The sequence below is a fragment of the Kitasatospora sp. NPDC004669 genome (assembly GCF_040609455.1).
Taxonomy (GTDB): Bacteria; Actinomycetota; Actinomycetes; order Streptomycetales; family Streptomycetaceae; genus Kitasatospora.
In genome coordinates this window covers 50,300-73,630 of record NZ_JBEXKB010000004.1, presented here as the reverse complement: position 1 = coordinate 73,630, position 23,331 = coordinate 50,300, and the positions used below count along the sequence as shown (strand labels likewise).

General features: G+C 68.5%; 28 protein-coding genes. 1 reads left to right on the top strand and 27 read right to left on the bottom strand.

Translation table 11 applies throughout. From position 1 onward, the window contains the following. Nucleotides 1-2: 2 nt before the first annotated feature. The 27 genes from rplE to ABZW30_RS04975 all read right to left on the bottom strand — a co-directional run bounded on the left by rplE (nt 3) and on the right by ABZW30_RS04975 (nt 22,244). Complete coding sequence (rplE, locus tag ABZW30_RS05105) at nt 3-572, bottom strand: 50S ribosomal protein L5 (RefSeq protein ID WP_030393302.1); 570 nt, start codon at nt 570-572, stop codon at nt 3-5. Further along, on the bottom strand, nt 572-883 hold the full coding sequence (gene rplX / locus ABZW30_RS05100) for a 50S ribosomal protein L24 (RefSeq protein ID WP_030055828.1): 312 nt from the start codon (nt 881-883) through the stop codon (nt 572-574). The genes rplE and rplX overlap by 1 nt, the downstream gene beginning before the upstream one ends. Before the next feature lie 15 nt (nt 884-898). Next, on the bottom strand, nt 899-1,270 hold the full coding sequence (gene rplN, locus ABZW30_RS05095; protein WP_030055827.1) for a 50S ribosomal protein L14: 372 nt from the start codon (nt 1,268-1,270) through the stop codon (nt 899-901). A 102-nt stretch (nt 1,271-1,372) separates the two neighbouring features. After that, entirely contained in the window at nt 1,373-1,645 is a 273-nt protein-coding gene (rpsQ, locus tag ABZW30_RS05090) for a 30S ribosomal protein S17 (protein ID WP_030055826.1), read from the bottom strand. Next, nucleotides 1,645-1,869: a 50S ribosomal protein L29 gene (gene rpmC / locus ABZW30_RS05085; RefSeq protein WP_063348970.1), complete on the bottom strand. Its 225-nt coding sequence runs from the start codon at nt 1,867-1,869 to the stop codon at nt 1,645-1,647. The genes rpsQ and rpmC overlap by 1 nt, the downstream gene beginning before the upstream one ends. Further along, nucleotides 1,869-2,288 (bottom strand): 50S ribosomal protein L16, encoded by a 420-nt coding sequence (gene rplP / locus ABZW30_RS05080; protein ID WP_030055824.1) that lies wholly within the window; start codon nt 2,286-2,288, stop codon nt 1,869-1,871. Before rplP ends, rpmC begins: the two co-directional genes overlap by 1 nt. A gap of 5 nt (nt 2,289-2,293) precedes the next feature. Beyond that, entirely contained in the window at nt 2,294-3,118 is an 825-nt protein-coding gene (gene rpsC, locus ABZW30_RS05075; RefSeq protein ID WP_030263494.1) for a 30S ribosomal protein S3, read from the bottom strand. Further along, a complete protein-coding gene (gene rplV / locus ABZW30_RS05070; protein WP_030055822.1) occupies nt 3,118-3,465 on the bottom strand; it encodes a 50S ribosomal protein L22 in 348 nt (115 codons plus the stop codon). The genes rpsC and rplV overlap by 1 nt, the downstream gene beginning before the upstream one ends. A 50-nt stretch (nt 3,466-3,515) precedes the next feature. Beyond that, entirely contained in the window at nt 3,516-3,797 is a 282-nt protein-coding gene (rpsS, locus tag ABZW30_RS05065; protein WP_355669652.1) for a 30S ribosomal protein S19, read from the bottom strand. A gap of 11 nt (nt 3,798-3,808) precedes the next feature. Beyond that, nucleotides 3,809-4,645 (bottom strand): 50S ribosomal protein L2, encoded by an 837-nt coding sequence (gene rplB / locus ABZW30_RS05060; protein ID WP_355669651.1) that lies wholly within the window; start codon nt 4,643-4,645, stop codon nt 3,809-3,811. A gap of 43 nt (nt 4,646-4,688) precedes the next feature. After that, nucleotides 4,689-5,012, bottom strand: a complete 324-nt coding sequence (gene rplW / locus ABZW30_RS05055; protein ID WP_352286400.1) for a 50S ribosomal protein L23 — start codon at nt 5,010-5,012, stop codon at nt 4,689-4,691. Beyond that, the gene (gene rplD, locus ABZW30_RS05050; protein ID WP_355669650.1) at nt 5,009-5,686 is read right to left on the bottom strand and encodes a 50S ribosomal protein L4; all 678 of its coding nucleotides are present in this window, start codon (nt 5,684-5,686) and stop codon (nt 5,009-5,011) included. The genes rplW and rplD overlap by 4 nt, the downstream gene beginning before the upstream one ends. Nucleotides 5,687-5,690: 4 nt before the next feature. Then, nucleotides 5,691-6,338, bottom strand: coding sequence for a 50S ribosomal protein L3 (gene rplC / locus ABZW30_RS05045; RefSeq protein ID WP_355669649.1), 648 nt, complete (start codon nt 6,336-6,338; stop codon nt 5,691-5,693). A gap of 14 nt (nt 6,339-6,352) precedes the next feature. Further along, nucleotides 6,353-6,661 (bottom strand): 30S ribosomal protein S10, encoded by a 309-nt coding sequence (rpsJ, locus tag ABZW30_RS05040; RefSeq protein WP_012785157.1) that lies wholly within the window; start codon nt 6,659-6,661, stop codon nt 6,353-6,355. 392 nt (nt 6,662-7,053) lie between these two features. Continuing rightward, entirely contained in the window at nt 7,054-8,877 is a 1,824-nt protein-coding gene (locus ABZW30_RS05035; RefSeq protein ID WP_355669648.1) for a hypothetical protein, read from the bottom strand. Between the two features lie 378 nt (nt 8,878-9,255). Then, complete coding sequence (locus ABZW30_RS05030; RefSeq protein WP_355669647.1) at nt 9,256-10,149, bottom strand: glycosyltransferase; 894 nt, start codon at nt 10,147-10,149, stop codon at nt 9,256-9,258. 196 nt (nt 10,150-10,345) lie between these two features. Continuing rightward, nucleotides 10,346-10,723, bottom strand: a complete 378-nt coding sequence (locus tag ABZW30_RS05025) for a DUF2304 domain-containing protein (RefSeq protein WP_355669646.1) — start codon at nt 10,721-10,723, stop codon at nt 10,346-10,348. Then, the gene (locus ABZW30_RS05020) at nt 10,720-11,409 is read right to left on the bottom strand and encodes a glycosyltransferase family 2 protein (RefSeq protein WP_355669645.1); all 690 of its coding nucleotides are present in this window, start codon (nt 11,407-11,409) and stop codon (nt 10,720-10,722) included. The genes ABZW30_RS05025 and ABZW30_RS05020 overlap by 4 nt, the downstream gene beginning before the upstream one ends. Nucleotides 11,410-11,509: 100 nt before the next feature. Then, nucleotides 11,510-12,832 (bottom strand): hypothetical protein, encoded by a 1,323-nt coding sequence (locus ABZW30_RS05015; RefSeq protein ID WP_355669644.1) that lies wholly within the window; start codon nt 12,830-12,832, stop codon nt 11,510-11,512. A 135-nt stretch (nt 12,833-12,967) separates the two neighbouring features. Then, nucleotides 12,968-15,037, bottom strand: coding sequence for a hypothetical protein (locus ABZW30_RS05010; RefSeq protein WP_355669643.1), 2,070 nt, complete (start codon nt 15,035-15,037; stop codon nt 12,968-12,970). 221 nt (nt 15,038-15,258) lie between these two features. Continuing rightward, complete coding sequence (locus tag ABZW30_RS05005) at nt 15,259-15,705, bottom strand: GtrA family protein (protein ID WP_355669642.1); 447 nt, start codon at nt 15,703-15,705, stop codon at nt 15,259-15,261. Next, a complete protein-coding gene (locus tag ABZW30_RS05000; protein ID WP_355669641.1) occupies nt 15,702-16,661 on the bottom strand; it encodes a glycosyltransferase family 2 protein in 960 nt (319 codons plus the stop codon). Before ABZW30_RS05000 ends, ABZW30_RS05005 begins: the two co-directional genes overlap by 4 nt. Before the next feature lie 187 nt (nt 16,662-16,848). Further along, nucleotides 16,849-18,042: an elongation factor Tu gene (tuf, locus tag ABZW30_RS04995; RefSeq protein ID WP_326846505.1), complete on the bottom strand. Its 1,194-nt coding sequence runs from the start codon at nt 18,040-18,042 to the stop codon at nt 16,849-16,851. A 221-nt stretch (nt 18,043-18,263) separates the two neighbouring features. Beyond that, on the bottom strand, nt 18,264-20,369 hold the full coding sequence (fusA, locus tag ABZW30_RS04990; RefSeq protein WP_355669640.1) for an elongation factor G: 2,106 nt from the start codon (nt 20,367-20,369) through the stop codon (nt 18,264-18,266). A 39-nt stretch (nt 20,370-20,408) separates the two neighbouring features. Next, nucleotides 20,409-20,879: a 30S ribosomal protein S7 gene (gene rpsG / locus ABZW30_RS04985; RefSeq protein ID WP_148644378.1), complete on the bottom strand. Its 471-nt coding sequence runs from the start codon at nt 20,877-20,879 to the stop codon at nt 20,409-20,411. A 2-nt stretch (nt 20,880-20,881) separates the two neighbouring features. Continuing rightward, complete coding sequence (gene rpsL, locus ABZW30_RS04980) at nt 20,882-21,253, bottom strand: 30S ribosomal protein S12 (RefSeq protein ID WP_014144289.1); 372 nt, start codon at nt 21,251-21,253, stop codon at nt 20,882-20,884. 430 nt (nt 21,254-21,683) lie between these two features. Continuing rightward, a complete protein-coding gene (locus ABZW30_RS04975) occupies nt 21,684-22,244 on the bottom strand; it encodes a DUF1707 and DUF4190 domain-containing protein (RefSeq protein WP_355669639.1) in 561 nt (186 codons plus the stop codon). Nucleotides 22,245-22,498: 254 nt separating this feature from the next. Here ABZW30_RS04975 and ABZW30_RS04970 point away from each other — a divergent pair, with 254 nt between their 5' ends. Further along, a complete protein-coding gene (locus ABZW30_RS04970; protein WP_355669638.1) occupies nt 22,499-23,323 on the top strand; it encodes an ABC transporter ATP-binding protein in 825 nt (274 codons plus the stop codon). The last annotated feature ends 8 nt before the right edge of the window (nt 23,324-23,331 follow it).

Here is a 23,331-nt window from a genome sequence, read left to right as displayed (position 1 = left end):
GCTCACGCCTCCTTGAACGGGAAGCCCAGAGCGCGCAGGAGCGCCCGGCCCTCGTCGTCGGTCTGAGCGGTGGTCACGACGGTGATGTCCATACCGCGCTGACGGTCGACCTTGTCCTGGTCGATCTCGTGGAACATAACCTGCTCGGTCAGACCGAAGGTGTAGTTGCCACGGCCGTCGAACTGCTTCGGGGAGAGGCCACGGAAGTCACGGATTCGCGGCAGGGCCAGCGAGACCAGACGGTCCAGGAACTCCCACATGCGGTCACCGCGGAGGGTGACGTGCGTGCCGATCGGCTGGCCCTCGCGCAGCTTGAACTGCGCGATGGACTTGCGAGCCTTGGTCACGGCCGGCTTCTGACCGGTGATCGCGGTCAGGTCGCGGATCGCGCCCTCGATCAGCTTGCTGTCACGGGCGGCCTCGCCGACACCCATGTTGACGACGACCTTGACCAGGCCGGGCGTCAGCATGACGTTCTCGTACGAGAACTGCTCCTGCAGCTGACCCTTGATCTCGGAGTTGTAACGCTCCTTGAGACGGGGGGTCACCTTCTCAACAGTCGTCTCAGACATCAGATGTCCTCACCGGTTCGCTTGGCAACGCGGATCTTGTTGCCCTCGTCATCGAAGCGGTAGCCAACGCGGGTGACGACCTTCTTGCCGTCCTTCTCCACGACCAGCTGGACGTTGGAGACGTGCACCGGGGCCTCGACGGTGACGATGCCACCCTGAGTGCCCGGGCCCGGCTTGGTGTGCTTCTTGACCCGGTTCACACCCTCGACCAGGACCTTGTTCTCGGCGGGCATGGCCTGGATGACCTTGCCCTGCTTGCCGCGGTCCTTGCCGGTGATGACCTGAACCAGGTCACCCTTCTTGATCTTCATGCTGTTCGCCATGGGTTAGAGCACCTCCGGCGCCAGCGAGATGATCTTCATGAACTTCTTGTCGCGCAGCTCGCGGCCCACCGGGCCGAAGATGCGGGTACCGCGGGGGTCACCCTCGGTGTTCTTGAGGACGACGGCGGCGTTCTCGTCGAACCGGATGTACGAACCGTCGGGACGACGGCGCGACTTCACGGTACGGACGACGACGCACTTGACGACGTCACCCTTCTTCACCGAACCGCCGGGGATCGCGTCCTTGACGGTGGCGACGATGACGTCCCCGATACCGGCGTAGCGGCGACCGGAGCCACCGAGAACGCGGATGCAAAGGATTTCCTTCGCGCCCGTGTTGTCGGCGACACGCAGTCGCGACTCCTGCTGGATCACAGCTTTCTCCTGATCGTCAACGAGAGCTGACGGGCCGGCCGCTGCTCACACCAGCGCCCGCAAGGGGCCTGATGCACATACGGCCGTACCGCATCAACTTCGTTACTTGGCCTTCTCGAGGATCTCGACGACGCGCCAGCGCTTCGTCGCGGACAGCGGGCGGGTCTCCGCGAGGAGGACCCGGTCGCCGATGCCGCAGGCGTTCGCCTCGTCGTGCGCCTTCAGCTTGTTCGTACGGCGGATGACCTTGCCGTACAGAGCGTGCTTGACGCGGTCCTCGACGGCGACGACGACGGTCTTGTCCATCTTGTCGCTGACGACGAGACCCTCACGGGTCTTGCGGAAACCGCGCGTCTCGTTGGTGTTCTCAGTCATCAGGCGTTCTCCACCGTCTCGATGCCCAGCTCGCGCTCGCGCATCAGGGTGTAGATCCGCGCGATGTCCTTACGGACCAGCTTGAGCCGTCCGTGGTTGTCGAGCTGCCCGGTCGCCGCCTGGAAGCGGAGGTTGAACAGCTCCTCCTTGGCCTCACGGAGCTTGGCAACGAGACCCTCGTTGTCCAGCTCGCGGAGGTCAGCAGCCTTGGTGCCGGCCGACATCAGCTCTCACCTGCCTCGCGCCGGATGATCCGGCACTTCATCGGGAGCTTGTGAGCAGCGCGGGTCAGCGCCTCACGAGCCACCTTCTCGTTGGGGTACGACAGCTCGAACATGACCCGACCCGGGTGCACGTTCGCGATCCACCACTCGGGCGAACCCTTACCGGAACCCATGCGGGTCTCGGCCGGCTTCTTGGTGAGCGGACGGTCCGGGTAGATGTTGATCCAGACCTTGCCGCCACGCTTGATGTGACGGGTGACGGCGATACGAGCGGACTCGATCTGCCGGTTCGTCACGTAGGCCGGGGTGACGGCCTGGATGCCGTACTCGCCGAAGGCGAGCTCGGTGCCACCCTTGGCAGCGCCGCGGCGCTTCGGGTGGTGCTGCTTGCGGTGCTTGACCCGACGGGGGATCAGCATTGGGGTCAGGCCTCCGTTCCGGTGTTCTCGGCAGCCGGAGCCTCGGCGGCCGGGGCCGCGGGGGCCTCGGCAGCGGCGGGGCGACGGCCACGGCCACCGCGCTCGCCACCACGGCGCTCGCCACCGCGGGCGGGACGACCACCCTCGGGACGGGCCGGGCGGTTGCCCGAGCGGGCAGCGGCGTTCTCAGCGCGGACCTCGGCGATGTTCTTGACGTCGCCCTTGTAGATCCAGACCTTCACGCCGATGCGGCCGAAGGTCGTCTTGGCCTCGAAGAAGCCGTAGTCGACGTTCGCGCGCAGGGTGTGCAGCGGCACACGGCCCTCGCGGTAGAACTCCGAACGGCTCATCTCGGCGCCGCCGAGACGACCGGAGCACTGCACCTTGATGCCCTTGGCGCCGGACTTCATGGTGCCCTGCATCGACTTGCGCATGGCACGACGGAAGGAGACGCGGGAGGACAGCTGCTCCGCGACGCCCTGAGCCACGAGCTGGGCGTCCAGCTCGGGGTTCTTGACCTCGAGGATGTTCAGCTGGACCTGCTTGCCGGTCAGCTTCTCGAGGTCGCCGCGGATGCGGTCGGCCTCGGTGCCACGGCGGCCGATGACGATGCCGGGGCGAGCGGTGTGGATGTCAACGCGGACGCGGTCGCGGGTGCGCTCGATCTCGACCTTGGAGATGCCGGCGCGCTCCATGCCCTTCGTCATCATGCGACGAATGGCGACGTCTTCCTTGACGTAGTCCTTGTACAGCTTGTCGGCGTACCAGCGGGACTTGAAGTCCGTGCTGATGCCGAGGCGGAACCCGTGCGGGTTAACCTTCTGGCCCATTACCGGGTCCCTTCCTTGCTGCTGACGACCACGGTGATGTGGCTGGTCCGCTTGCGGATCCGGTAGGCACGACCCTGGGCACGCGGACGGAACCGCTTCAGGGTCGGGCCCTCGTCAACGTACGCCTCGCTGATGACGAGGTCGTCCACGTTGGAGTGGTTGTAGTTGTGCGCGGCGTTGGCGATGGCGCTGTCGAGCACCTTGCCGACGGGCACGGTGGCGGCCTGCGGAGCGAAACGCAGGACGGCCTGGGCCTCCGTGGCCGGCAGGCCACGGATGAGGTCCACCACGCGGCGGGCCTTCATGGGCGTGACGCGGATGTACCGCGCCTGGGCCCTGGCTTCCATGGTTGTCCCCTTGCTGGTGTAAGTCATTGAGTCGGTAATCTCGCTGGCGACTAGCGACGCTTCGACTTGCGGTCGTCCTTGACGTGACCGCGGAAGGTACGCGTCGGCGCGAACTCGCCGAGCTTGTGGCCGACCATCGACTCGGTGACGAACACCGGGATGTGCTTACGGCCATCGTGCACCGCGATCGTGTGGCCGAGCATGGCCGGGAAGATCACGGAGCGACGGGACCAGGTCTTGATGACGTTCTGGGTACCCGCCTCGTTCTGAGCGTCCACCTTCTTGAGAAGGTGGCCGTCGATGAAGGGGCCCTTCTTGAGACTGCGCGGCATCTGACCTGCTCCTAGCGCTTCTTGTTGGTCTTGCGGCGGCGCACGATGAGGGCGTTCGAAGCCTTCTTCGGGCTACGAGTGCGACCCTCCTTCTGGCCCCACGGCGAGACCGGGTGGCGGCCACCAGAGGTCTTACCCTCACCACCACCGTGCGGGTGGTCGATCGGGTTCATGGCGACACCACGCACGGTCGGGCGGACGCCCTTCCAGCGCATACGGCCGGCCTTGCCCCAGTTGATGTTCGACTGCTCGGCGTTGCCGACCTCGCCGACGGTGGCGCGGCAACGCGCGTCCACCAGGCGGATCTCACCGGAGGGCATGCGCAGGTGCGCCATCTTGCCCTCACGCGCCAGCAGCTGGATGCCGGAGCCGGCGGAGCGGGCCATCTTGGCACCGCCACCCGGACGCAGCTCCACCGCGTGGATGGTGGTACCGACCGGGATGTTGCGAAGCGGCAGGTTGTTGCCCGGCTTGATGTCGGCGCCAGCGCCGTTCTCGATCCGGTCACCCTGCGTGATGCCGCGCGGCGCGATGATGTAGCGCTTCTCGCCGTCCGCGTAGTGCAGGAGCGCGATGCGCGCGGTGCGGTTCGGGTCGTACTCGATGTGCGCGACCTTGGCCGGCACGCCGTCCTTGTCGTGACGACGGAAGTCGATCACGCGGTAGGCGCGCTTGTGGCCGCCACCCTGGTGGCGAACGGTGATCCGACCGGCGTTGTTACGGCCGCCCTTGCTGTGCAGGGGGCGAACCAGCGACTTCTCCGGCGTGGACCGCGTGATCTCTACGAAGTCGGCCACGCTGGAGCCACGACGGCCCGGCGTAGTCGGCTTGTACTTGCGGATGCCCATTTGGCTCTCTCGTCCTCGTCCTTATCGACGATCACGATCTCCGTTAGGAGACCGGACCGCCGAAGATGTCGATGCGGTTGCCCTCAGCCAGCGTCACGATGGCGCGCTTGGTGTCCTTGCGCTTGCCAAAGCCCGTCTTGGAGCGCTTGCGCTTGCCCTGACGGTTGAGCGTGTTGACGGACTCGACCTTGACCGAGAAGACCGTCTCGACGGCCTGCTTGATCTGGGTCTTGTTGGCACCGGGCGACACGACGAACGTGTACTTGTTCTCGTCGAGGAGCGAGTAGCTCTTCTCCGAGATGACCGGCTTCACCAGGACGTCACGCGGGTCCGTGAACGTCTTGCTCGTGATCTCTGCAGCCATCAGGCGGCGCTCCCTTCGAGCTCGCCCTCAGCAGCCACGGCCTTGGCGGACGCGGCCGGACCGGCCACGAAACGCTCGAAGGCGGCCTGGGTGAAGACCACATCGTCGGAGACGAGCACGTCGTAGGTGTTCAGCTGACCGGCGTCCAGGATGTGCACGTTCGGCAGGTTGCGAGCGGACTTGAGGCCCAGCTCGTCCGAACGCTCGACGACCAGGAGGACGTTCTTGCGGTCGGTGATCTTGCCGAACAGGCTCTTGGCGGCCTTGGTCGACGGCGCCTCGGTCGCGGTCACGTCGGTGACGACGTGAATGCGGTTGTGGCGGGCCCGGTCGGTGAGCGCACCGCGCAGGGCGGCGGCGATCATCTTCTTCGGGGTCCGCTGCGAGTAGTCGCGCGGCACGGGACCGTGCACAACGCCACCGCCGGCGAACTGCGGGGCGCGGGTCGAGCCCTGACGGGCGCGGCCGGTGCCCTTCTGGCGGTACGGCTTCTTGCCGCCACCGCGGACCTCGGCACGAGTCTTGGTCTTGTGGGTGCCCTGACGGGCCGCAGCGAGCTGCGCCACGACGACCTGGTGCATCAGCGGAACGCTGACCTTCGCGTCGAAGATCTCGGCCGGCAGCTCAAGGCTGCCGGTCTTGTCGCCCGAGGGCGACAGGATGTCAATGGTGCTCATATCCTCACAGCCCCTTCGCCGCGGTGCGGACGAGGACGAGGCCGCCGTTCGGGCCCGGGACGGCGCCCTTGATCAGGAGCAGCCCCTTCTCCGCGTCAACGGCATGGATGGTCAGGTTCTGGGTGGTCACACGCTCGTGGCCCATCCGGCCGGCCATCCTCACGCCCTTGAACACGCGACCCGGGGTGGCGCAGCCACCGATCGAGCCGGGCGAGCGGTGCTTGCGCTGCACACCGTGACCGGCGCCGAGGCCCCGGAAGTTGTGGCGCTTCATGACACCGGCGAAGCCCTTGCCCTTGGAGGTGCCGGTCACGTCGACCTTGACACCCGCCTCGAACAGCTCCGCGGTGATCTCCTGGCCCAGGGTGTACTCGGACGCGTCCGAGGTACGGAGCTCGACCAGGTGGCGGCGCGGGGTGACACCGGCCTTGGCGAAGTGGCCCGCGAGGGGCTTGTTCACCTTGCGGGGGTCGATCTCGCCGAAGCCGATCTGGACGGCGTCGTAGCCGGCCGGGCTGTCGGCGGTGTGGACCTGGGTCACGACATTGGGCCCAGCCTTGACGACGGTCACCGGAACGATCCGGTTGTTCTCGTCCCAGACCTGGGTCATGCCGAGCTTCTCGCCCAGGATGCCCTTAATCTGCTTAGCCATCTTCGGTGCGCCTCTCAGAGCTTGATCTCGATGTCGACGCCCGCCGGCAGGTCGAGACGCATCAGCGAGTCAACCGTCTTCGGCGTGGGGTCGAGGATGTCGATCAGACGCTTGTGAGTACGCATCTCGAAGTGCTCGCGCGAGTCCTTGTACTTGTGCGGCGAGCGGATGACGCAGTACACGTTCTTCTCAGTGGGCAGCGGCACCGGGCCCGCGACCTGCGCACCAGTACGGATCACCGTCTCGACGATCTTCTTCGCCGAGGAGTCGATGACCTCGTGGTCGTAGGCCTTGAGCCGGATGCGGATCTTCTGTCCCGCCATGGCTACTCAGTAGTCCTTTGTCCTTAGTTGCCGCACGACTTCCCCTCCGACCCCCGCGCTCGGGCGTGTCGCACTCGCGCTTGCAAAAAACCGGCGAAGAACTCGTCGGTTTCGAACTTTCAGGGTGGGGGGAGCCGGGCCGAGGCCCCGCATACGCTTCCCGGAAGATTCCCGTACGTCCGCCCCGCAGCTGCCGTGGCGTAGAACTCACGCTTGACGGCCATCACGGGAACGACGAGTACATGGGACTCGCTTCCGGTCCTCCCGGCGGGAGGCGCGCAGCATCGGCACTCAACCGAGCAACTTGGACATACTGCCACATGGAGCAGCCCGGATGCCAATCGGGGCCGGTGAGGTGTCCCTCACCGGCCCCGATCGGGTAGTCCCGCTGCTCAGCCCTTGCGCCAGAGCACCCAGCCGCGGTCCTTGTTGTACTTCGCGACGTGCCAGCCCGGAAGCGGCTTCTCCCAGCTGGACTCCGGCTTCGCGTCCTTGGAGACGGTCAACAGGATCGCGGTGGCCTTCTCCGGCGGGGTGTTGCCTTGCTTCACGTTGCTGGTCCAGACCCGGCCCCAGTAGACCTCGTAGGCCAGCGACATCCGGGCGCCGAAGTCGAGGTCCCAGTCCAGGACCACGCTGTCGCCCTTGCCCAGACCGGCCTCCTTGACCAGGTCGACCGCCTCGTACTTGCGGAACTGGGAGTGCGGCTCGGCGATGTTGTTGGTGACGGCGACCGTCGCGTACGCGGCGAAGATCGCCAGGCAGCCCACCACGGCCGCGGCGATCCGGCGACCGCCGGCCACCCGCAGCAGCACGCAGGCGGCCAGCACGGCGAGCGCGCCGAACGTCGTACGGCCCATGTGCAGGCCGTCATAGGCCGAGGAGAGGAACTGCGCGTCCGGCACGGTCCACGGGATGATCCAGGCCTTGATCTCGGAGCCCGCGTACTCGGTGACCGACAGCCCGGTGATCCCGACGACCACCACGCCGGCCACGGCCAGCCGCAGCAGCGGGCGCGTCCCGGCCCGGACCAGTGCGGCCAGGCCGACCACCAGGAACACCGGCACCAGCACGGCGCAGTACCTGGCGTACACCCAGTTGTCGATGCGGTCGTTGTCCGCGAGGCCGGCGGCGGAGGCCAGCGCGGTGCCGCACAGCATGGCGATCATGCAGAAGGCCACCACCCGCTCGGCCACCGAGAACCGGCGGTGGAACACGGCCACCACGCACAGCACGAAGGCGACCGCCCCGAGGCCGTACGTGGAGGTCATGAAGTACCACAGCTCGCCCAGGGTGCGGACGATGATCGTGCCGGTGAGCTTGCTGTTCCCGAGGTTCTCGAAGACCTTGTTGCCCACGCCGGCCCCGGGCACGTCCTTGAACTGGCTCTCGACGAAGTTGGCCAGCAGCTTGACGCCCAGGTAGGCCACCCCGAGCCCGCCGATCCCGACCAGCGAGGAGAGCCGCGGCGCCCAGCCGAAGGCCAGCACCACGACCAGGGCCAGCGCCGTCAGCGCCACGACCACGCCGCCGCGGTCATGGGTGGCCATCGAGTAGCCGGCGGCCAGGCTCATCGCCACCGCGTAGAGCGAGCGGCGGCGCGGCGATCCGGGCGAGAGCCAGCCGTGCATCGAGATCAGCCAGGCCAGCAGGAGCACCGGGAGGACGGTGTCCGTCATGACGAACTGGGAGTAGAAGATCACCGGCGGCACCAGCGCGACGGCGGTCCCCGCCAGGAACGCGTGCGGCCGAGCCAGGCCCAGGCGGCGCGCCGCCACGAAGGCCAGCGGGAAGACCAGCGCGTTGAGCACCGCGTTGATGCCCATGATCAGGTGGTACGCGGTCGCGGGGTTGTCGGCGATCCGCAGCGCCGGCGAGATCAGCAGCGAGTAGCCGCCGGGGATGATCACGCCGGTGGGCATCTCGGTGGTCGGCCTACCGGCCAGCACCCGCGCGATCGCGAGGTACCCGTCCTCGTCCGCGTGCACCGAGGGGTAGTAGTTGTGGATCGACAGCGCCAGCCGGAACGCCGTCTGCCCGAGGTAGCCGAGCAGCAGGGCCGCCGGCCAGAACCAGCGGTGGGCGGCAAGGGCCCTCAGTCGGATCAGTGCGGCCGGAGGTGTCGTCGTCTCGGCGGCCCCGGTCGTGTTCCCGTCACCGCCCTCCCTCAATGTCTGCCCGTCGGACGCATGGGCAGAATCGATCAGCGGCTGCACCGGGACACTTCCCTACTTGTTGGAACCAGCACTTGTCATGTCCTACTCGCAGGTGCGTCGCGAGCCTGCACGCACCCCCACTCGTTGGATCGCACGGGAAGTCTGCCATGCGGCCCGATGTCGAGCCAGCGCGGCCATTCGGCGGATCGTGTACATGCGAATGGCCTAGGGCACCTGAGCTGCCGCATCCGCCCTCTTGTCGCCTCTTGACCGTCCGTCCTTCGCCCGTCGCTCCGGCGACGCAGGCTCGGCTGCCCGACGATCAACCCGTGCCCGGCACGCGGAGCCGACCTGATCGGCCGGCCGCCGCGAGCCCGGAGCGGCGGGTTGACGTCGTGACAGGTGGCGACGTCCCGCCGCGCCCCGCTCCGGGCCGGGTCAGCTGCTGCGGACGGCGCGGCCGACCATGGCTCCGGCGTGGGCGAAGTCACCCGCGCCGAGGCGTCCGGCGGCGACCATCAGGGCGTGCAGGCGGGACGAGAGGTGCAGGTCGGCCGAGCGGGCCGCCGCGTTCCAGCCCTTGGCGCGCAGCTCCTTGGCGATCAGCCCGTAGTAGCGCAGCTCCTCGTCGAAGCGCTTGCCGTCCTTCACCCGGGTCGAGGAGTCGCTGGCCTGGTGACGGCGGTAGCGGAACACCTCGCGCTCGTCGACCAGCAGGTTGCCGCCCTCCATCAGCATGTCGACCATGAAGGCCAGGTCGTGGACGGCGTCGATGTCCGGGCGGTACGGGATCTTCGACAACGCGGACTGCCGGTAGAGGAGCGACGGGGTGTACAGCCAGTTGCCGGACAGCAGGCTCTTCACCGCCTCCTCGCCGCCGATGACGCCGGCCTTGCGGGCCGGGGCGGCGATCCGGCGCTTGACCTTGTCGCCGATGCCGAGCGAGGGCACCAGGTTCCCGTCGCTGTCCATCACCTTCACGCCCGGCTGGACCGCGATCGCGTTCGGGTCGGCCTTCATGCGCTCCAGGACGACGTCCAGGTAGTCCGGCTCCAGCAGGTCGTCGGCGCCCATCATCGAGACGAACTCGCGCTCGGCCAGGGTGGACGCCTTGTAGGTGTTGCCGTTGGGGCCGAGCCGCTCCTCGTTGCGGACGTAGCGGATCCGCTCGTCGTCCAGGCTCTCGATGTACTGCAGCGCGCGGAAGCCCGGGTACTGGTCATCCACGACGGTCAGCCGCCAGTCCTGCTGGTTCTGAGCCCGGATGCTGTCGATGGTGGCGAACAGGTACTCCGGGTCGCCGTAGTACGGGATGACGAAATCGACGCTCATGACGGCGCCGCACCTCCTGGTCCTGGATCACGCTTCGGTGCCGCCCGGCCGCGGCCGCCGGGCGAGCCAAGTCAACCAGCTTTTTCGAACGACTGCGTCGGCCGGGTTGTCCGCCACCACCAACCGCTGAGGGCCGGCCCCCGTCAGTGGTGCCGGCCCTCAGCCGTTGGTACTGCGCCGTTGTGACCGCTCGGGATCAGCGGTCGGAACCGACCGGAGCGTCCAGGCGGTCGTTGTTGTGGCGGACGCCCTCGGTGATGGCCACGGTACGGGCCAGGTCGGTGAGCTTCTTCTCCAGCGAGCGGAAGCGCAGGTAGGTGTTGAGGGTGAGGAAGCCCATGGCGATCACCATCAGGTAGAGCACCAGGTCCGTGCCGCGGCCGACGCCCAGCGCGGTGGCCAGCTTGGTCACACCGGCCGGCCACAGGATGGCGACGACGTTGGCGATCACGAACAGCGCGAAGGCGATGCGCTTCCACGCCCGGGTGTTCGCGGCGTCCCAGCGCCGGACGAACAGGAGGGCCATGGCCACCGCGGCCACGACCAGGATCAGCTGGATCCAGAGGTGATTCATCGGCGGTTACGCTCCCGCAGCGAGATGTCGAAGAGGATGTTGACGCCGTTGATCAGGGACTGGCCCTTGGCGCGCGAGTAGTCGGTGTAGAGGATGTCCACCGGGACCTCGGCGACCCGGAGGTCCGAGCCGGCGAGGAAGGAGACGATCTCCGAAGCGTGGGCCATGCCGTTCATGGTGATCTTGATCCGGCTGGCGGCCTCACGGTTCATCACGCGCAGACCGTTGTGCGCGTCGGTGAGCTTGAGCTTGCGGGCGGTCGGGCTGACCGCGGCGGCGGTGCGGAGCACGACCCGCTTGATCCACGGCACCTGGCCGGTCTGCTCGATGAAGCGGGAGCCGAGCACGATGTCGGCCTCGTCCTGGCGCAGCAGAGCCACCATCTTCTCGACGTCCGCGGTCTGGTGCTGGCCGTCCGCGTCGAAGGTCGCGAAGTACTCGGCGCCCTCCTGCTCCAGCGCGTACCTCAGGCCGGTCTGGAGCGCGGCGCCCTGCCCCAGGTTGACCGGGTGCCGCACCAGGTGGGCTCCGGTCGACATGACGTGCTGGGCCGTGTCGTCGGTGCAGCCGTCGTCGATCACCACGATGTTCGGGAAGGTCTTGCGTGCCCCCTCCACGACGTCGGCGATCACCTGGCCTTCGTTGTAGGCCGGGATCACCAGCCAGACGTTGTCATACTCGGACACAGCTGCTCCATGCTTGGCGAACGGCACGGCGTCGCGTGCCTCGGGTCTGTCTATCGGTGATGATCACGGGCGTCGGCCGATCACAGTCCGTCCCCCGCCCTCAGGAAGTCCGCAGCGGCTCTGCTGCGGTCCGGTCGGCCGGCACGGCGGCGGGGCGGGAGGGGAAGGCGCGGTACAGCGACCACAGCATCAGGACGGCACTGACCAGCGAGCCCGCCAGGTACGCGAGCTCCGCACGGAGACCGACGTTGCCCGGAGTGAGCGCGACAGCCACCAATGCTACGGAACCGGCGGTCCAGCCCACCAACTGACGGCGGTGCTGGGCGCTCGACATCAGCGCCTGGCCGAAGACCGTCGCCAGGACGTAGCAGAGCGTTCCGAACACCAGCCAGACGAAGTCCAGCGGCCCGAGCACGTCCTTGGCGTTGAACAGCAGCGGGTTGAGCTTGGAGCCGAGCACGATCACCGGCAGGCCGCCGCCGATGCACATCGCGGCGACGATCGCGGTGGTGCGGGTCAGCACCTTGCGGAACTCGGCGTGGTCGCCGGCCGCGGCGGCACCGGAGAGCGCGGACACCATCGAGGCCTGCAGGGCGCTGTAGGCGAACAGCGGAGCCCGGGCCATCACCACGGCCTGGCCGACCGCGAAGACCAGCGCGTCGGAGGCCTCGGAGTGCTTCGGCGCGAGCAGGCGTACGCAGACCACGGTCGCGTTCACCACCAGCTGGCTGAGCATCACCGAGGCGATCAGCAGGCCGAGGCCGCCGGTGAGCTGCCTCCAGGACACCTCCGGCCCGGGGGCGCGGTCGGCGAGGGTGCCGCGCAGGCCGATCAGCGAGGCGGCCAGCGGGGAGACGAACAGGATCAGGCCGAAGGCCAGCGCCGAGTGCAGTCCGACCACCGCCGCCAGCGCGGCCAGGCCGATGCGCAGCCCGCCGTCGACGGCCAGCTGGCTGCCGTACGGGCCGAACAGCCCGAGGCCGGCCAGCGCGCCGCGGGCGACCGAACTCACCGCGAGGCCGGCCAGGCCGCCGGCCAGGGCCAGCACCAGTGACTTGTCGCCGCCGAACAGCAGGTCGGCGATCGGGCCGGCGGCGGCGGCCAGAACCGCGCAGACCGCGACCAGGATCGCCATGGCGAGCAGCAGCATCCGCCGTACCGCGGGTAGCGCCCCGTGCCCGGCCACCTTGCGGGCGGCCACCAGCCGGGTCAGCTCCAGCTCGACGGGCTGGAACAGTCCCCACCCCACGGACATCACGATGGTCCAGAGCATCGTCACCCTGGCCGCGCCGGCGGTGCCCAGGCTGTAGCCCACGAGCGCCATGTAGACGTACGCCGAGGCTCCGAGCACGACTGTGCCACCGACCACGAGCCGCGCCCCCGGGGGAAGCACCCCAAGCAGCTTGGCGATCGGGTTCTTCATCACATGACCACCGAATTCACCGGCCGGCCTTGCCACACGCCTCCGCACGAGGCCGGCCAGGCCGTGCGATTGCTGTGAATAGTAGCGGGTGGCCGTGAATGCTCAGTGCGCACGGGCATCCCCTCGGACGTCATCTCAGAGCCCGGGGAAGGTACGGCCCCACGGCTGGGTCCAGAGCAGCCCCTGATCGCTCAGCACATTGACCGCCAAGCCGTGCTTGGCCAGGTCCCGCTTGATCCGGTCACCCACGGAACGGTCGGCGGTCAGGATGGTCGGCGTCGGGTGCGGCGCGGGGAGCTTCTCGATGGCACCCTTGAGCCTGCCGAAGGAGCGCTGGTAGTCCTCCTCCTTCGCCTGCGGACCACCGATGTCCACCCAGTGGATCTCGTACAGCGCCTTCATGTCGCCGCCGCGCCGGTTCATCAGCGAGGCGAGCCAGGTGGCCTTCAGGTTCTTGACGTCGTCGTTGGAGACCAGCGCGATCACCGGTCCGTCGCCGCGCAGGACCTTCAGCGCGTCCATGCCCTTGGGGCCCATGTCGGTCTCGAACTCGCCGCGGCCCCAGGCCACCAGCGGGTTGTTGGACCATGCGGACGGGGCGTCTTTGGTCGCCAGGAAGCCCCACTGCACGTTGGCGAAGAGGCTCAGTGCGGCGGCGACGGTCAGCCCGGAGAGCGCCAGCTCGCCCAGGCGCCGGGTGAGCACGTTGCCGGTGCCCCGGTGGGGCGTCTGCAGGACCGCCCCGACCGCGCCGATCGATATCAGGGCGACCACGACGCCCACGGCCGTCATCTTGTGGAAGTAGTACGAGTACTTGCCGATGCTGTGCAGCTGGTAGACCGCGAAGGCACTGAGCAGGCCGCCGGTGCCGAGCAGCACTGCCAGGTGCGCCTGGCCGGTGGCGGTGCGGCGGTTGCGCGGCATGGCCGCCGCCAGCAGCCCGAGCAGGCCGCCGCCGATCAGGATCGAGCGGTCCGCGCTGACGCTCGGGCCGCTCATGTTCGAGGCGCTGGCCACGTCCAGGTCGCCCAGCACCGAGAGGACGCTCGGCAGCGCGGCCACGCCCAGCGCGCACGCCAGCGCGCCGAGGGTCCACCACCAGCGCCCGGCGAACCTGCGCCGGTGCACCACCAGCGCGCCCAGCAGCGCCACGCCGACGAACGCGCCGTAGATGTTGTACGTGTAGGTGACGGCGATCAGCCCGGCGGAGGCGACCAGCAGGAACTCGGTGAGGCCCATCGCCGGCCGGATCAGCACCGCGAGCGCGAGCGCGACCAGCAGCAGGCCGATGAAGGTCGAGTCGAAGCCGTGGACCAGCAGGTCCAGGTAGTTACTGGCGAACATGATCGCGCCGACGGTCGCGCAGACCGCCGCCGACCGCCAGCCGCGCAGCCGCGGCCCGCCGATCCAGCGAGCCGCCCAGACCAGCGAGGTGCAGAACAACGCGTACGCCACCAGCAGGTACAGGAAGTACCGGTTCATGGTGTGGACCATGTCGCCGGGGTCGGCGGCGGAGTGGACCAGCCCGTCGGTCCAGGCCAGCAGGAAGTGCGAGCCCTGCGGGTAGGTCACCTCGGACGGCGGGATCAGGTAGGACCTGGCGGCTTCCTGGTGGAGGAAGTCGAAGCCTCCGACACCCTGGATGCCGGAGAAGAAGGAGAAGTGCGAGAGCCGGTCCTCCGCCGTGGCGAAGTAGGCGACCCGCTCGGCCGCCGACGCGCCGTCGACGGGGTGGAACAGGTAGTGCCAGATCCCGGCGAAGGTGCCCAGCACCAGCAGGTCGGACCAGCGGAAGCGCAGCGGCAGCCGGGGGGCGCGCCTGGCGGCCCATGCGGCCGTGGTCAGCACGCTGAACATCACGCCGGTGGTGACCGTCGGCGACAGGCCCCAGGGCCAGAGCGAGAAGACCAGGCCGAAGGTCAGAACCGAGCCGGCCAGGATCAGCCCGGCGACGAAGAGCCGGTCGAGCAGCACACCGCCGACCCGGATCACGGCGGCGGTCGCGAGCAGCAGCAGCGGCAGCAGCACGACGCCCAGGTGCAGCGCGACCAGGCCGGCCGGCACCAGCCAGGACAGGCCGAGCCCGCCTGCCAGGACGAGCGGGTTGCGCCGCGGCCGTCTACCGTCGGCGGCCGAGGGCGGCGGCCCCGGCGGCACGGTCGGGCGCTGGATCTCGCTGTCGGGCGAGCTGTATATGGTCGACACGGTGCCGTGCCCCTCCGGTTAAGTCCTGCCGCCCGTCTCCCCCCTACCGGGTCCGGACTTCCGCTACCGTCTGCGGGCAGGTTGCAAGCGCTCAGCATACCGAGGGTGGTATGGGCCCAGACGGCTCAGGGGCCCCATGGGCTGGCGGCGAACCATCGCGCGCGAACGCTGTCCGCCCGCCGAGCGGCGCCGGCCAGCCGGCGGTGGAGCTGATCCGCTGGTCAGGACTCGGACGGGCCCGATTCCCCGCCCCGGAACACCCAGACCTTCAGCAGCACGAACCGGGCCACCGTGGCCAGGCCGTTGGCGACGATCAGTCCGGCCACCTCCACCGGCCGGGAGGCGTCCGGCACCACCCGGTCCAGCAGGGCGAGTGCCCCCGAGCTGAGGCCGAGCCCGATCAGGAAGGCCACCGCACCCTGCAGCTGGTGGCGGACCATCCCCTGGGAGCCGACCACTCCGAAGGTGAAGCGGCGGTTGGCCGCGGTGTTGGCCACCGCGCTGACCGCCAGCGCGATCAGGTTCGCCGCCTGCGGGTTGGTGAACCACCGCGCGGCGACGAAGAGGCCCAGGTAGAAGAGGGTGCTCAGAACGCCGATGACCAGGAAGGACGGCAGCTGCCGCCGGGTCTTCGGGGTGGGCTCGGCGGGCTCCTCGGTCAGCGTCACCGGCCCCGGCCCCGCTCGTCGTCCTCAGCCGAGTCGTAGCCGACGAAGTAGGTCGGGCGGGCCTGCACCGCGGAGTAGATCCGGCCGATGTACTCCCCCAGCAGCCCGACGCAGATCAGCTGCACGCCGCCGATGAAGAGCATCCCGATGTACAGGGAGGACCAGCCGGGGACGGTCGACCCGACCGCGTACGAGATGGTGGTGTAGACGGCGAGGGCCATGCAGACCACGAAGCTCACCAGGCCCAGCCAGGTGGCCAGCCTCAGCGGGGCGGCCGAGAAGTTGGTGATGCTGTCCAGCGCGAGCCGCACCATCTTGGACAGCGGGTAGTGGGTGCCGCCGGCCACCCGCTCCTCGCGGACGTACACCACCTCGCCGCTGGGGAAGCCGAGCCACGGCACCAGCAGCCGGTAGACCGGCTGGTGCTCGGGCAGCTGCTTGAGGGCGTCCACCGCCGCGCGGCTGAGCAGCCGGAAGTCGCCGGCCTGGTTGGGCATCCGCTTGCCGACCAGCTTGCGCATCAGCCAGTAGTACGCGCCGGCCGAGCGGCGCTTGAAGACGGTGTCGGTGCCGCGGTCCCCGCGCACGCCGTAGACGACGTCGAGGTTCTGCTCGCGGGCCAGGTCGAGCATCTCCGGGATCTTCTCCGGCGGGTCCTGCAGGTCGGCGTCGATGCTCACCACGTAGTCGCCGAGCGCCCGGTGGATGCCCGCGGTGAGCGCGGCCTGGTGCCCCGAGTTGCGGGCGAAGCGGACGATGCGGAACTCCGGCCAGTCCTGCCGGATCTTCTGCATCAGCACGGGTGTGGCGTCCCGGCTGCCGTCGTCGACACCCACGACCTCGTAGTCGACCCCCAGCCCGTCCAGGATCGGCCGCAGCCGCTCGACGGTCAGCGGGAGCGCCTCCTGCTCGTTGTAGATCGGCATCACGACCGAGAGCAGCGGTGCCGTAGACATGCGTTGGGTCCCACTTTCCGCGACGGCGGGGCTGGATGGTGAGCCGACCATAACAGTCGGCCATGAGCTGCCCGTGAGAGGAAGGGCGCCCAGGTGAGGGCCGGGTGAGACGCCGAAGGGCCCCACGCACCGCAGGGGTGCGTGGGGCCCTTCGGACTGGCCTGTGCGAGGCAGGTCAGAGCATCAATTACTTGATGATCTTGGTGACCTGGCCGGCGCCGACGGTGCGGCCACCCTCACGGATGGCGAACTTCAGGCCCTCCTCCATGGCGATCGGCTGGATCAGCGCGACCGTCATGCCAGTGTTGTCGCCCGGCATGACCATCTCGGTGCCCTCGGGGAGGGTCACGACGCCGGTCACGTCCGTGGTACGGAAGTAGAACTGCGGGCGGTAGTTGTTGAAGAACGGGGTGTGACGGCCACCCTCGTCCTTCGACAGGATGTAGGCCTGGGCCTCGAAGTCGGTGTGCGGGGTAACCGAACCCGGCTTGATGATGACCTGGCCGCGCTCGACGTCCTCGCGCTTGATGCCACGGAGCAGCAGACCGACGTTCTCACCGGCCTGGCCCTCGTCGAGCAGCTTGCGGAACATCTCGATGCCGGTGACCGTGGTGGTGGTCTTGGTCTCCTTGATGCCGATGATGTCGACAGTCTCGTTGACCTTGAGGATGCCACGCTCGATACGACCGGTGACGACGGTGCCACGACCGGTGATCGTGAAGACGTCCTCGATCGGCATCAGGAACGGCTGGTCCACGGCGCGGGCCGGGGTCGGGATGGCCTCGTCGACGGCGTGCATCAGGCCGAGGAGCTTCTCGCCCCACTCCTTGTCGCCCTCCAGCGCCTTCAGCGCGGAGACGCGGACGACCGGCAGGTCGTCGCCCGGGAACTCGTACTCGGAGAGCAGCTCACGGACCTCGAGCTCGACGAGCTCCAGGATCTCCTCGTCGTCCACCATGTCGGCCTTGTTCAGGGCGACGACGATGTAGGGGACGCCGACCTGGCGGGCCAGGAGGACGTGCTCCTTGGTCTGCGGCATCGGGCCGTCGGTGGCGGCGACGACGAGGATCGCACCGTCCATCTGGGCCGCACCGGTGATCATGTTCTTGATGTAGTCCGCGTGACCCGGGCAGTCGACGTGGGCGTAGTGACGCGCCTCGGTCTGGTACTCGACGTGCGCGATCGAGATGGTGATACCGCGCTGCCGCTCCTCCGGCGCCTTGTCGATCTGGTCGAACGGCGTGAAGGGGTTGATCTCCGGGTACGCGTCGTGCAGCACCTTGGTGATGGCCGCGGTAAGGGTCGTCTTACCGTGGTCGATGTGACCGATGGTGCCGATGTTGACGTGGGGCTTCGTCCGCTCGAACTTCGCCTTCGCCACTGCAGTCCTCCTGAGGACAGTTCCTGTACGCCGTGCTGACGTCAGTTGGTCTTGATCGGGCTGGGTCCGTGGTGCCGGAAGCACCTCGCACCGTCCCGCGGGGTGGGGGCCGGAGGCCCCGGGAGAATCCGTTCGGATCCTCCCGGGTCGCCTCCTAATAGCCTAAGGGGTCGGAATCATCCCGAATGTCGGACTGATTCTGAAGCCGGCAGAGCCGGACCTCACTCGCCCTTGGACTTGGCGATGATCTCCTCAGCCACGGCCTTGGGGACCTCGGCGTACGAGTCGAACTGCATCGAGTAGCTGGCGCGACCAGAGGTCTTGCTGCGCAGGTCACCGACGTAGCCGAACATCTCGGAGAGGGGCACCAGCGCCGTGACGACGCGGGCACCGTGACGCTCGTCCATGGACCGGATCTGGCCACGGCGAGAGTTGATGTCACCGATCACGTCGCCCATGTAGTCCTCGGGCGTGGTGACCTCGACGGCCATCATCGGCTCAAGAAGAACCGGCTTGGCCTTCCTGGCGCCTTCCTTGAAGGCCATCGAACCGGCGATCTTGAACGCGAGCTCGGAGGAGTCGACGTCGTGCGACTGGCCGTCGAGCAGCTTCACGCGGACACCCTGCAGCGGGTAGCCGGCGAGAACACCGAACTCCATGGCCTCCTGGCAACCGGCGTCGACCGACGGGATGTACTCCCGCGGCACGCGGCCACCGGTGACCAGGTTGACGAACTCGTAGCCCTCGGCCTGCTCGAGCGGCTCGATCGCGATCTGCACCTTGGCGAACTGACCGGAACCACCGGTCTGCTTCTTGTGGGTGTAGTCGATGCGCTCGACGGCCTGACGGATCGTCTCGCGGTACGCGACCTGCGGCTTGCCGACGTTGGCCTCGACCTTGAACTCACGGCGCATACGGTCGACGAGCACCTCGAGGTGCAGCTCGCCCATACCCGCGATGATGGTCTGGCCGGTCTCCTCGTCCGTGTTGACCTGGAAGGACGGGTCCTCCTCGGCGAGACGCTGGATGGCGACACCCAGCTTCTCCTGGTCACCCTTGGACTTGGGCTCGATGGCGACGCGGATGACCGGGGCCGGGAAGTCCATGGACTCCAGGATGACCGGGTTCTTCTCGTCGGCCAGCGTCTCACCGGTGGTGGTCTGCTTCAGGCCCATGACGGCGACGATGTCGCCGGCGCCCACCGACTCGATCTCCTCACGCTTGTTCGCGTGCATGCGGTAGATCTTGCCGATGCGCTCCTTCTTGCCCTTCACGGCGTTCAGCACCGAGGTGCCGGACTCCAGGCGGCCGGAGTAGATCCGGACGAAGGTGAGCTTGCCCAGGTGCGGGTCGGACATGATCTTGAACGCCAGCGCGGCCAGCGGCTCGTCGTCCGAAGCCTTGCGGGAGATCTTGGTCTCCGGGTCGTTCGGCTTCGTGCCCTCGATGGACTCGATGTCCAGCGGCGACGGCAGGTACTTGACGACCGCGTCGAGCAGGGGCTGAACGCCCTTGTTCTTGAAGGCGGTACCGCAGAAGATCGGGGTGAAGTCCGAGTTCAGGGTGCCCTTGCGGATCGCGTCCTGCAGCAGCTCGACCGGGATCTCGGCCTCTTCGAGGGCGAGCTCCATGATCTCGTCGCTGACGTTCGACACGGTGTCGATCAGCTGGGTGCGGTACTCGTCGGCCTGCTCCTGCAGCTCGGCCGGGATGTCGACGATGTCGTACATCTCGCCCTTGGCGGCCTCGGCGGACCAGACCAGCGCCTTCATGCGGACCAGGTCGACAACGCCCTGGAAGTCCGCCTCGGCACCGATCGGGAGCTGCATCACCAGCGGGGTGGCGCCGAGGCGCTCCACGATGGTGTCGACGCAGAAGAAGAAGTTCGCGCCCGTGCGGTCCAGCTTGTTGATGAAGCAGATGCGCGGGACGCCGTAGCGGTCAGCCTGCCGCCACACGGTCTCGGACTGGGGCTCGACACCAGCGACACCGTCGAACACCGTCACGGCACCGTCGAGGACGCGCAGCGAACGCTCCACCTCGACGGTGAAGTCGACGTGACCCGGGGTGTCGATGATGTTGATGGTGTTGTCGACGCCGTCGACCGTCCAGTGACAGGTCGTCGCGGCCGACGTGATCGTGATGCCGCGCTCCTGCTCCTGCTCCATCCAGTCCATGGTGGCAGCGCCATCGTGGACCTCACCGATCTTGTACGAGACACCGGTGTAGAACAGGATCCGCTCGGTGGTGGTGGTCTTGCCCGCGTCGATGTGCGCCATGATCCCGATGTTGCGGACCCTGGCGAGGTCAAGGGAGGTTGCAGCCATGGTGGCTCGTTCTCTCTCTGTCTAGTGACGGGGTACGGACTACCAGCGGTAGTGCGCGAAGGCCTTGTTGGACTCGGCCATCTTGTGGGTGTCCTCGCGACGCTTCACGGAAGCGCCCAGGCCGTTGCTGGCGTCGAGGATCTCGTTCATCAGGCGCTCGGTCATGGTCTTCTCGCGACGGGCGCGGGAGTAGCCGACCATCCAGCGCAGCGCCAGGGTGCTGGCGCGGCCCGGGCGGACCTCGACCGGAACCTGGTAGGTCGCGCCACCGACACGGCGGGACTTGACCTCGAGGGCCGGCTTGACGTTCTCCAGCGCGCGCTTCAGCGCGACGACCGGGTCCGAGCCGGTCTTCTCGCGAACGCCCTCGAGGGCGCCGTACACGATCCGCTCGGCGGTGGAGCGCTTGCCGTGCAGCAGGATCTTGTTGACCAGCTGGGTGACGACCGGGGAGCCGTAGACCGGGTCGATGATGACCGGGCGCTTCGGGGCGGGGCCCTTACGAGGCATTCTTACTTCTCCTTCTTGGCGCCGTAGCGGCTGCGGGCCTGCTTGCGGTTCTTGACACCCTGGGTGTCAAGCGAGCCGCGGATGATCTTGTAGCGGACACCAGGAAGGTCCTTCACACGACCACCGCGCACCAGCACGATGGAGTGCTCCTGCAGGTTGTGGCCCTCGCCCGGAATGTAAGCGGTGACCTCGATCCCGCTGGTGAGGCGCACACGGGCGACCTTACGGAGAGCCGAGTTCGGCTTCTTCGGGGTGGTCGTGTACACACGCGTGCAGACCCCACGACGCTGCGGGGAGCCCTTCAGCGCGGGAGTCTTGTTCTTCTCGACCTTGTCCTGCCGGCCCTTTCGGACCAGCTGCTGGATCGTAGGCACCGTTTCTCCGTTTTCTGTGTGCCAAGGCTTGGTGGAACTAACCTGCGGTGTTCCCTCGCACACGACCCCGTGGTCGACCCACGCGGTCGGGTGTGTTGGGCTATTCCGACACGGAATCCCATGAGCTGATGCAGCGACGGCGCTCTACGCGCGGCGCGCTGGGAGGCGCTCCGGCTCGGCGCGGCGACCGGTGTGCATGCACGCACAAGGACCCGGGGACACCCCAGGCACAAGGTCAGAGCGTACCTAGCGCATGGGGCGCGGTCAAAACAAATGCAACGCCGCAGGTCGCGGCCTTCGGCCGGGTGTCGCCACGGTGTCCCGTACGCGACCGGCCGGTGTCGGGCCGCCCTGCAACCGCTCTACCACAGTCGACGGCCGCCTGCCACCGGAGCGGCGGGCGGGGACGGCGGGCAGGGAGCCAGGTGCGCTACGCGGCGAGGCCGAACAGGAACATCAAGGTCCAGAAGGCGGTACCCAGGTAGCCGAGGACCAGGCCGAGGACGGCCATGCCGTCCCCGTTCATGTCGCGCTCGCGGATCTGTGCCCGGGCGGTGTGGCCGGTGACCACCGCGACCACCGCCGGCAGCGCCAGGAAGCCGGTCAGGCCGCACACCACGGAGACCACGGCCAGCGCGCTGGTGGGTCGGACCTGCGGCGCCGGAGGCGGCGGCAGGAACGTCGCCGGGACCGGCTGCACGGCCTGCAGCGGCGGCGTCACCATCGGCCCGGCCGGCAGGTCGGCCACCAGGGCCGCCAGCTCGCCGTAGGTGAGCGCCCGGGCCGCCGCCTCGTGGCGCTGCTCGTACTCGTCCGCGGAGAGCCGGCCCTCGGCGAAGCCGGCCTTCAGCACGTCCACCGTCCGGTCACGGTCCGCGTGGCTCGCCCGCATCGCCGCCTGCGGGGAGGGCGCGGGCTGCCAGCCGGGGCCTCCCGGCCGATGGCCGTGCCGATGGGAGGGACGGTACTCGCCCCACGGTTGAACGGACATCCGCCACCTCCCGGCACCGCGGAACCCCCGCGCGCGCTCACTGGTCCTCATAGTGCAGGACGAACAGTGGAGCTGAGTAGTTGCCAAATCGGCCCACCGGCCGCCGGAACAGGTTTCCGGGCGGCGAGCCTCACCCGTTCGGCGGACACGCTCAGGGGATGCTCAAAGTGGGCGACAGTCTGATCGGGCAGTGACAGGCTGAAGGCTCGGAAAGCCGCTCGACCAGCACTCACCAGTAGAGACGGAAGGCCGCCATGCAGGTGTCAGCGCCGCCGCCCTTTGAACCGCCCCCCTCCGGCCGCCCCGGACCGGGCACCCCGTCCGCCGTCAGCATCCAGGGCCTGTGGAAGCACTTCGGCAACCAGGCCGCCGTGGCCGGGCTCAGCCTCGAACTGCCCGCCGGGGCGTTCATCGGCCTGGTCGGACCGAACGGCGCGGGCAAGACCACCACGCTGTCCATGGTCACCGGCCTGCTCCGGCCCGACCAGGGCACCGTGCTGGTGCACGGCACCGACGTGTGGGCCGACCCGGTCGCGGTCAAGGCCCGGATCGGCATCCTGCCCGAGGGCCTGCGGATGTTCGAGCGGCTCAGCGGGCGCGAGCTGCTGCAGTACACCGGCCGGCTGCGTGGCCTGCCCGGCGCCGAGGTGGACCGCCGCGCCGAGGAGCTGCTGGCCGTCCTGGACCTCGGCCGGGACGCCGACAAGCTCGTCGCCGACTACTCCACCGGCATGCGCAAGAAGGTCGGCCTGGCCGCCGCGCTGCTGCACAACCCCGACGTGCTGTTCCTGGACGAGCCCTTCGAGGGCGTCGACCCGGTCTCCGCCCAGACCATCCGCGGCGTGCTCAAGCGGTACGCGGCGGCGGGCTCCACGGTGGTCTTCTCCAGCCATGTGATGGAGCTGGTCGAGCAGCTCTGCGACTGGGTCGCGGTGGTCAACGCCGGCCGGGTGATCGCCCAGGGCCCGCTGGACTCCGTCCGGGGCGGGAGCAGCCTGCACGCGGCCTTCCTCGACCTGATCGGCGTCCGCGAGGACGACGGCCAGGCGCTCGGCTGGCTCGGCGGGAACACCCGGTGAGCGAGCGA

Coding starts and splice junctions, on each gene's coding strand:
- rplE (WP_030393302.1), bottom strand. CDS start 572: ATGTCTGAGACGACTGTTGAGAAGGTGACCCCCCGTCTCAAGGAGCGT.
- rplX (WP_030055828.1), bottom strand. CDS start 883: ATGAAGATCAAGAAGGGTGACCTGGTTCAGGTCATCACCGGCAAGGAC.
- rpsQ (WP_030055826.1), bottom strand. CDS start 1,645: ATGACTGAGAACACCAACGAGACGCGCGGTTTCCGCAAGACCCGTGAG.
- rpmC (WP_063348970.1), bottom strand. CDS start 1,869: ATGTCGGCCGGCACCAAGGCTGCTGACCTCCGCGAGCTGGACAACGAG.
- rplP (WP_030055824.1), bottom strand. CDS start 2,288: ATGCTGATCCCCCGTCGGGTCAAGCACCGCAAGCAGCACCACCCGAAG.
- rpsC (WP_030263494.1), bottom strand. CDS start 3,118: ATGGGCCAGAAGGTTAACCCGCACGGGTTCCGCCTCGGCATCAGCACG.
- rplV (WP_030055822.1), bottom strand. CDS start 3,465: ATGGAAGCCAGGGCCCAGGCGCGGTACATCCGCGTCACGCCCATGAAG.
- rpsS (WP_355669652.1), bottom strand. CDS start 3,797: ATGCCGCGCAGTCTCAAGAAGGGCCCCTTCATCGACGGCCACCTTCTC.
- rplB (WP_355669651.1), bottom strand. CDS start 4,645: ATGGGCATCCGCAAGTACAAGCCGACTACGCCGGGCCGTCGTGGCTCC.
- rplD (WP_355669650.1), bottom strand. CDS start 5,686: ATGAGCACCATTGACATCCTGTCGCCCTCGGGCGACAAGACCGGCAGC.
- rplC (WP_355669649.1), bottom strand. CDS start 6,338: ATGGCTAAGCAGATTAAGGGCATCCTGGGCGAGAAGCTCGGCATGACC.
- rpsJ (WP_012785157.1), bottom strand. CDS start 6,661: ATGGCGGGACAGAAGATCCGCATCCGGCTCAAGGCCTACGACCACGAG.
- ABZW30_RS05030 (WP_355669647.1), bottom strand. CDS start 10,149: ATGAGCGTCGATTTCGTCATCCCGTACTACGGCGACCCGGAGTACCTG.
- ABZW30_RS05025 (WP_355669646.1), bottom strand. CDS start 10,723: ATGAATCACCTCTGGATCCAGCTGATCCTGGTCGTGGCCGCGGTGGCC.
- ABZW30_RS05015 (WP_355669644.1), bottom strand. CDS start 12,832: ATGAAGAACCCGATCGCCAAGCTGCTTGGGGTGCTTCCCCCGGGGGCG.
- ABZW30_RS05000 (WP_355669641.1), bottom strand. CDS start 16,661: ATGTCTACGGCACCGCTGCTCTCGGTCGTGATGCCGATCTACAACGAG.
- fusA (WP_355669640.1), bottom strand. CDS start 20,369: ATGGCTGCAACCTCCCTTGACCTCGCCAGGGTCCGCAACATCGGGATC.
- rpsG (WP_148644378.1), bottom strand. CDS start 20,879: ATGCCTCGTAAGGGCCCCGCCCCGAAGCGCCCGGTCATCATCGACCCG.
- ABZW30_RS04975 (WP_355669639.1), bottom strand. CDS start 22,244: ATGTCCGTTCAACCGTGGGGCGAGTACCGTCCCTCCCATCGGCACGGC.
- ABZW30_RS04970 (WP_355669638.1), top strand. CDS start 22,499: ATGCAGGTGTCAGCGCCGCCGCCCTTTGAACCGCCCCCCTCCGGCCGC.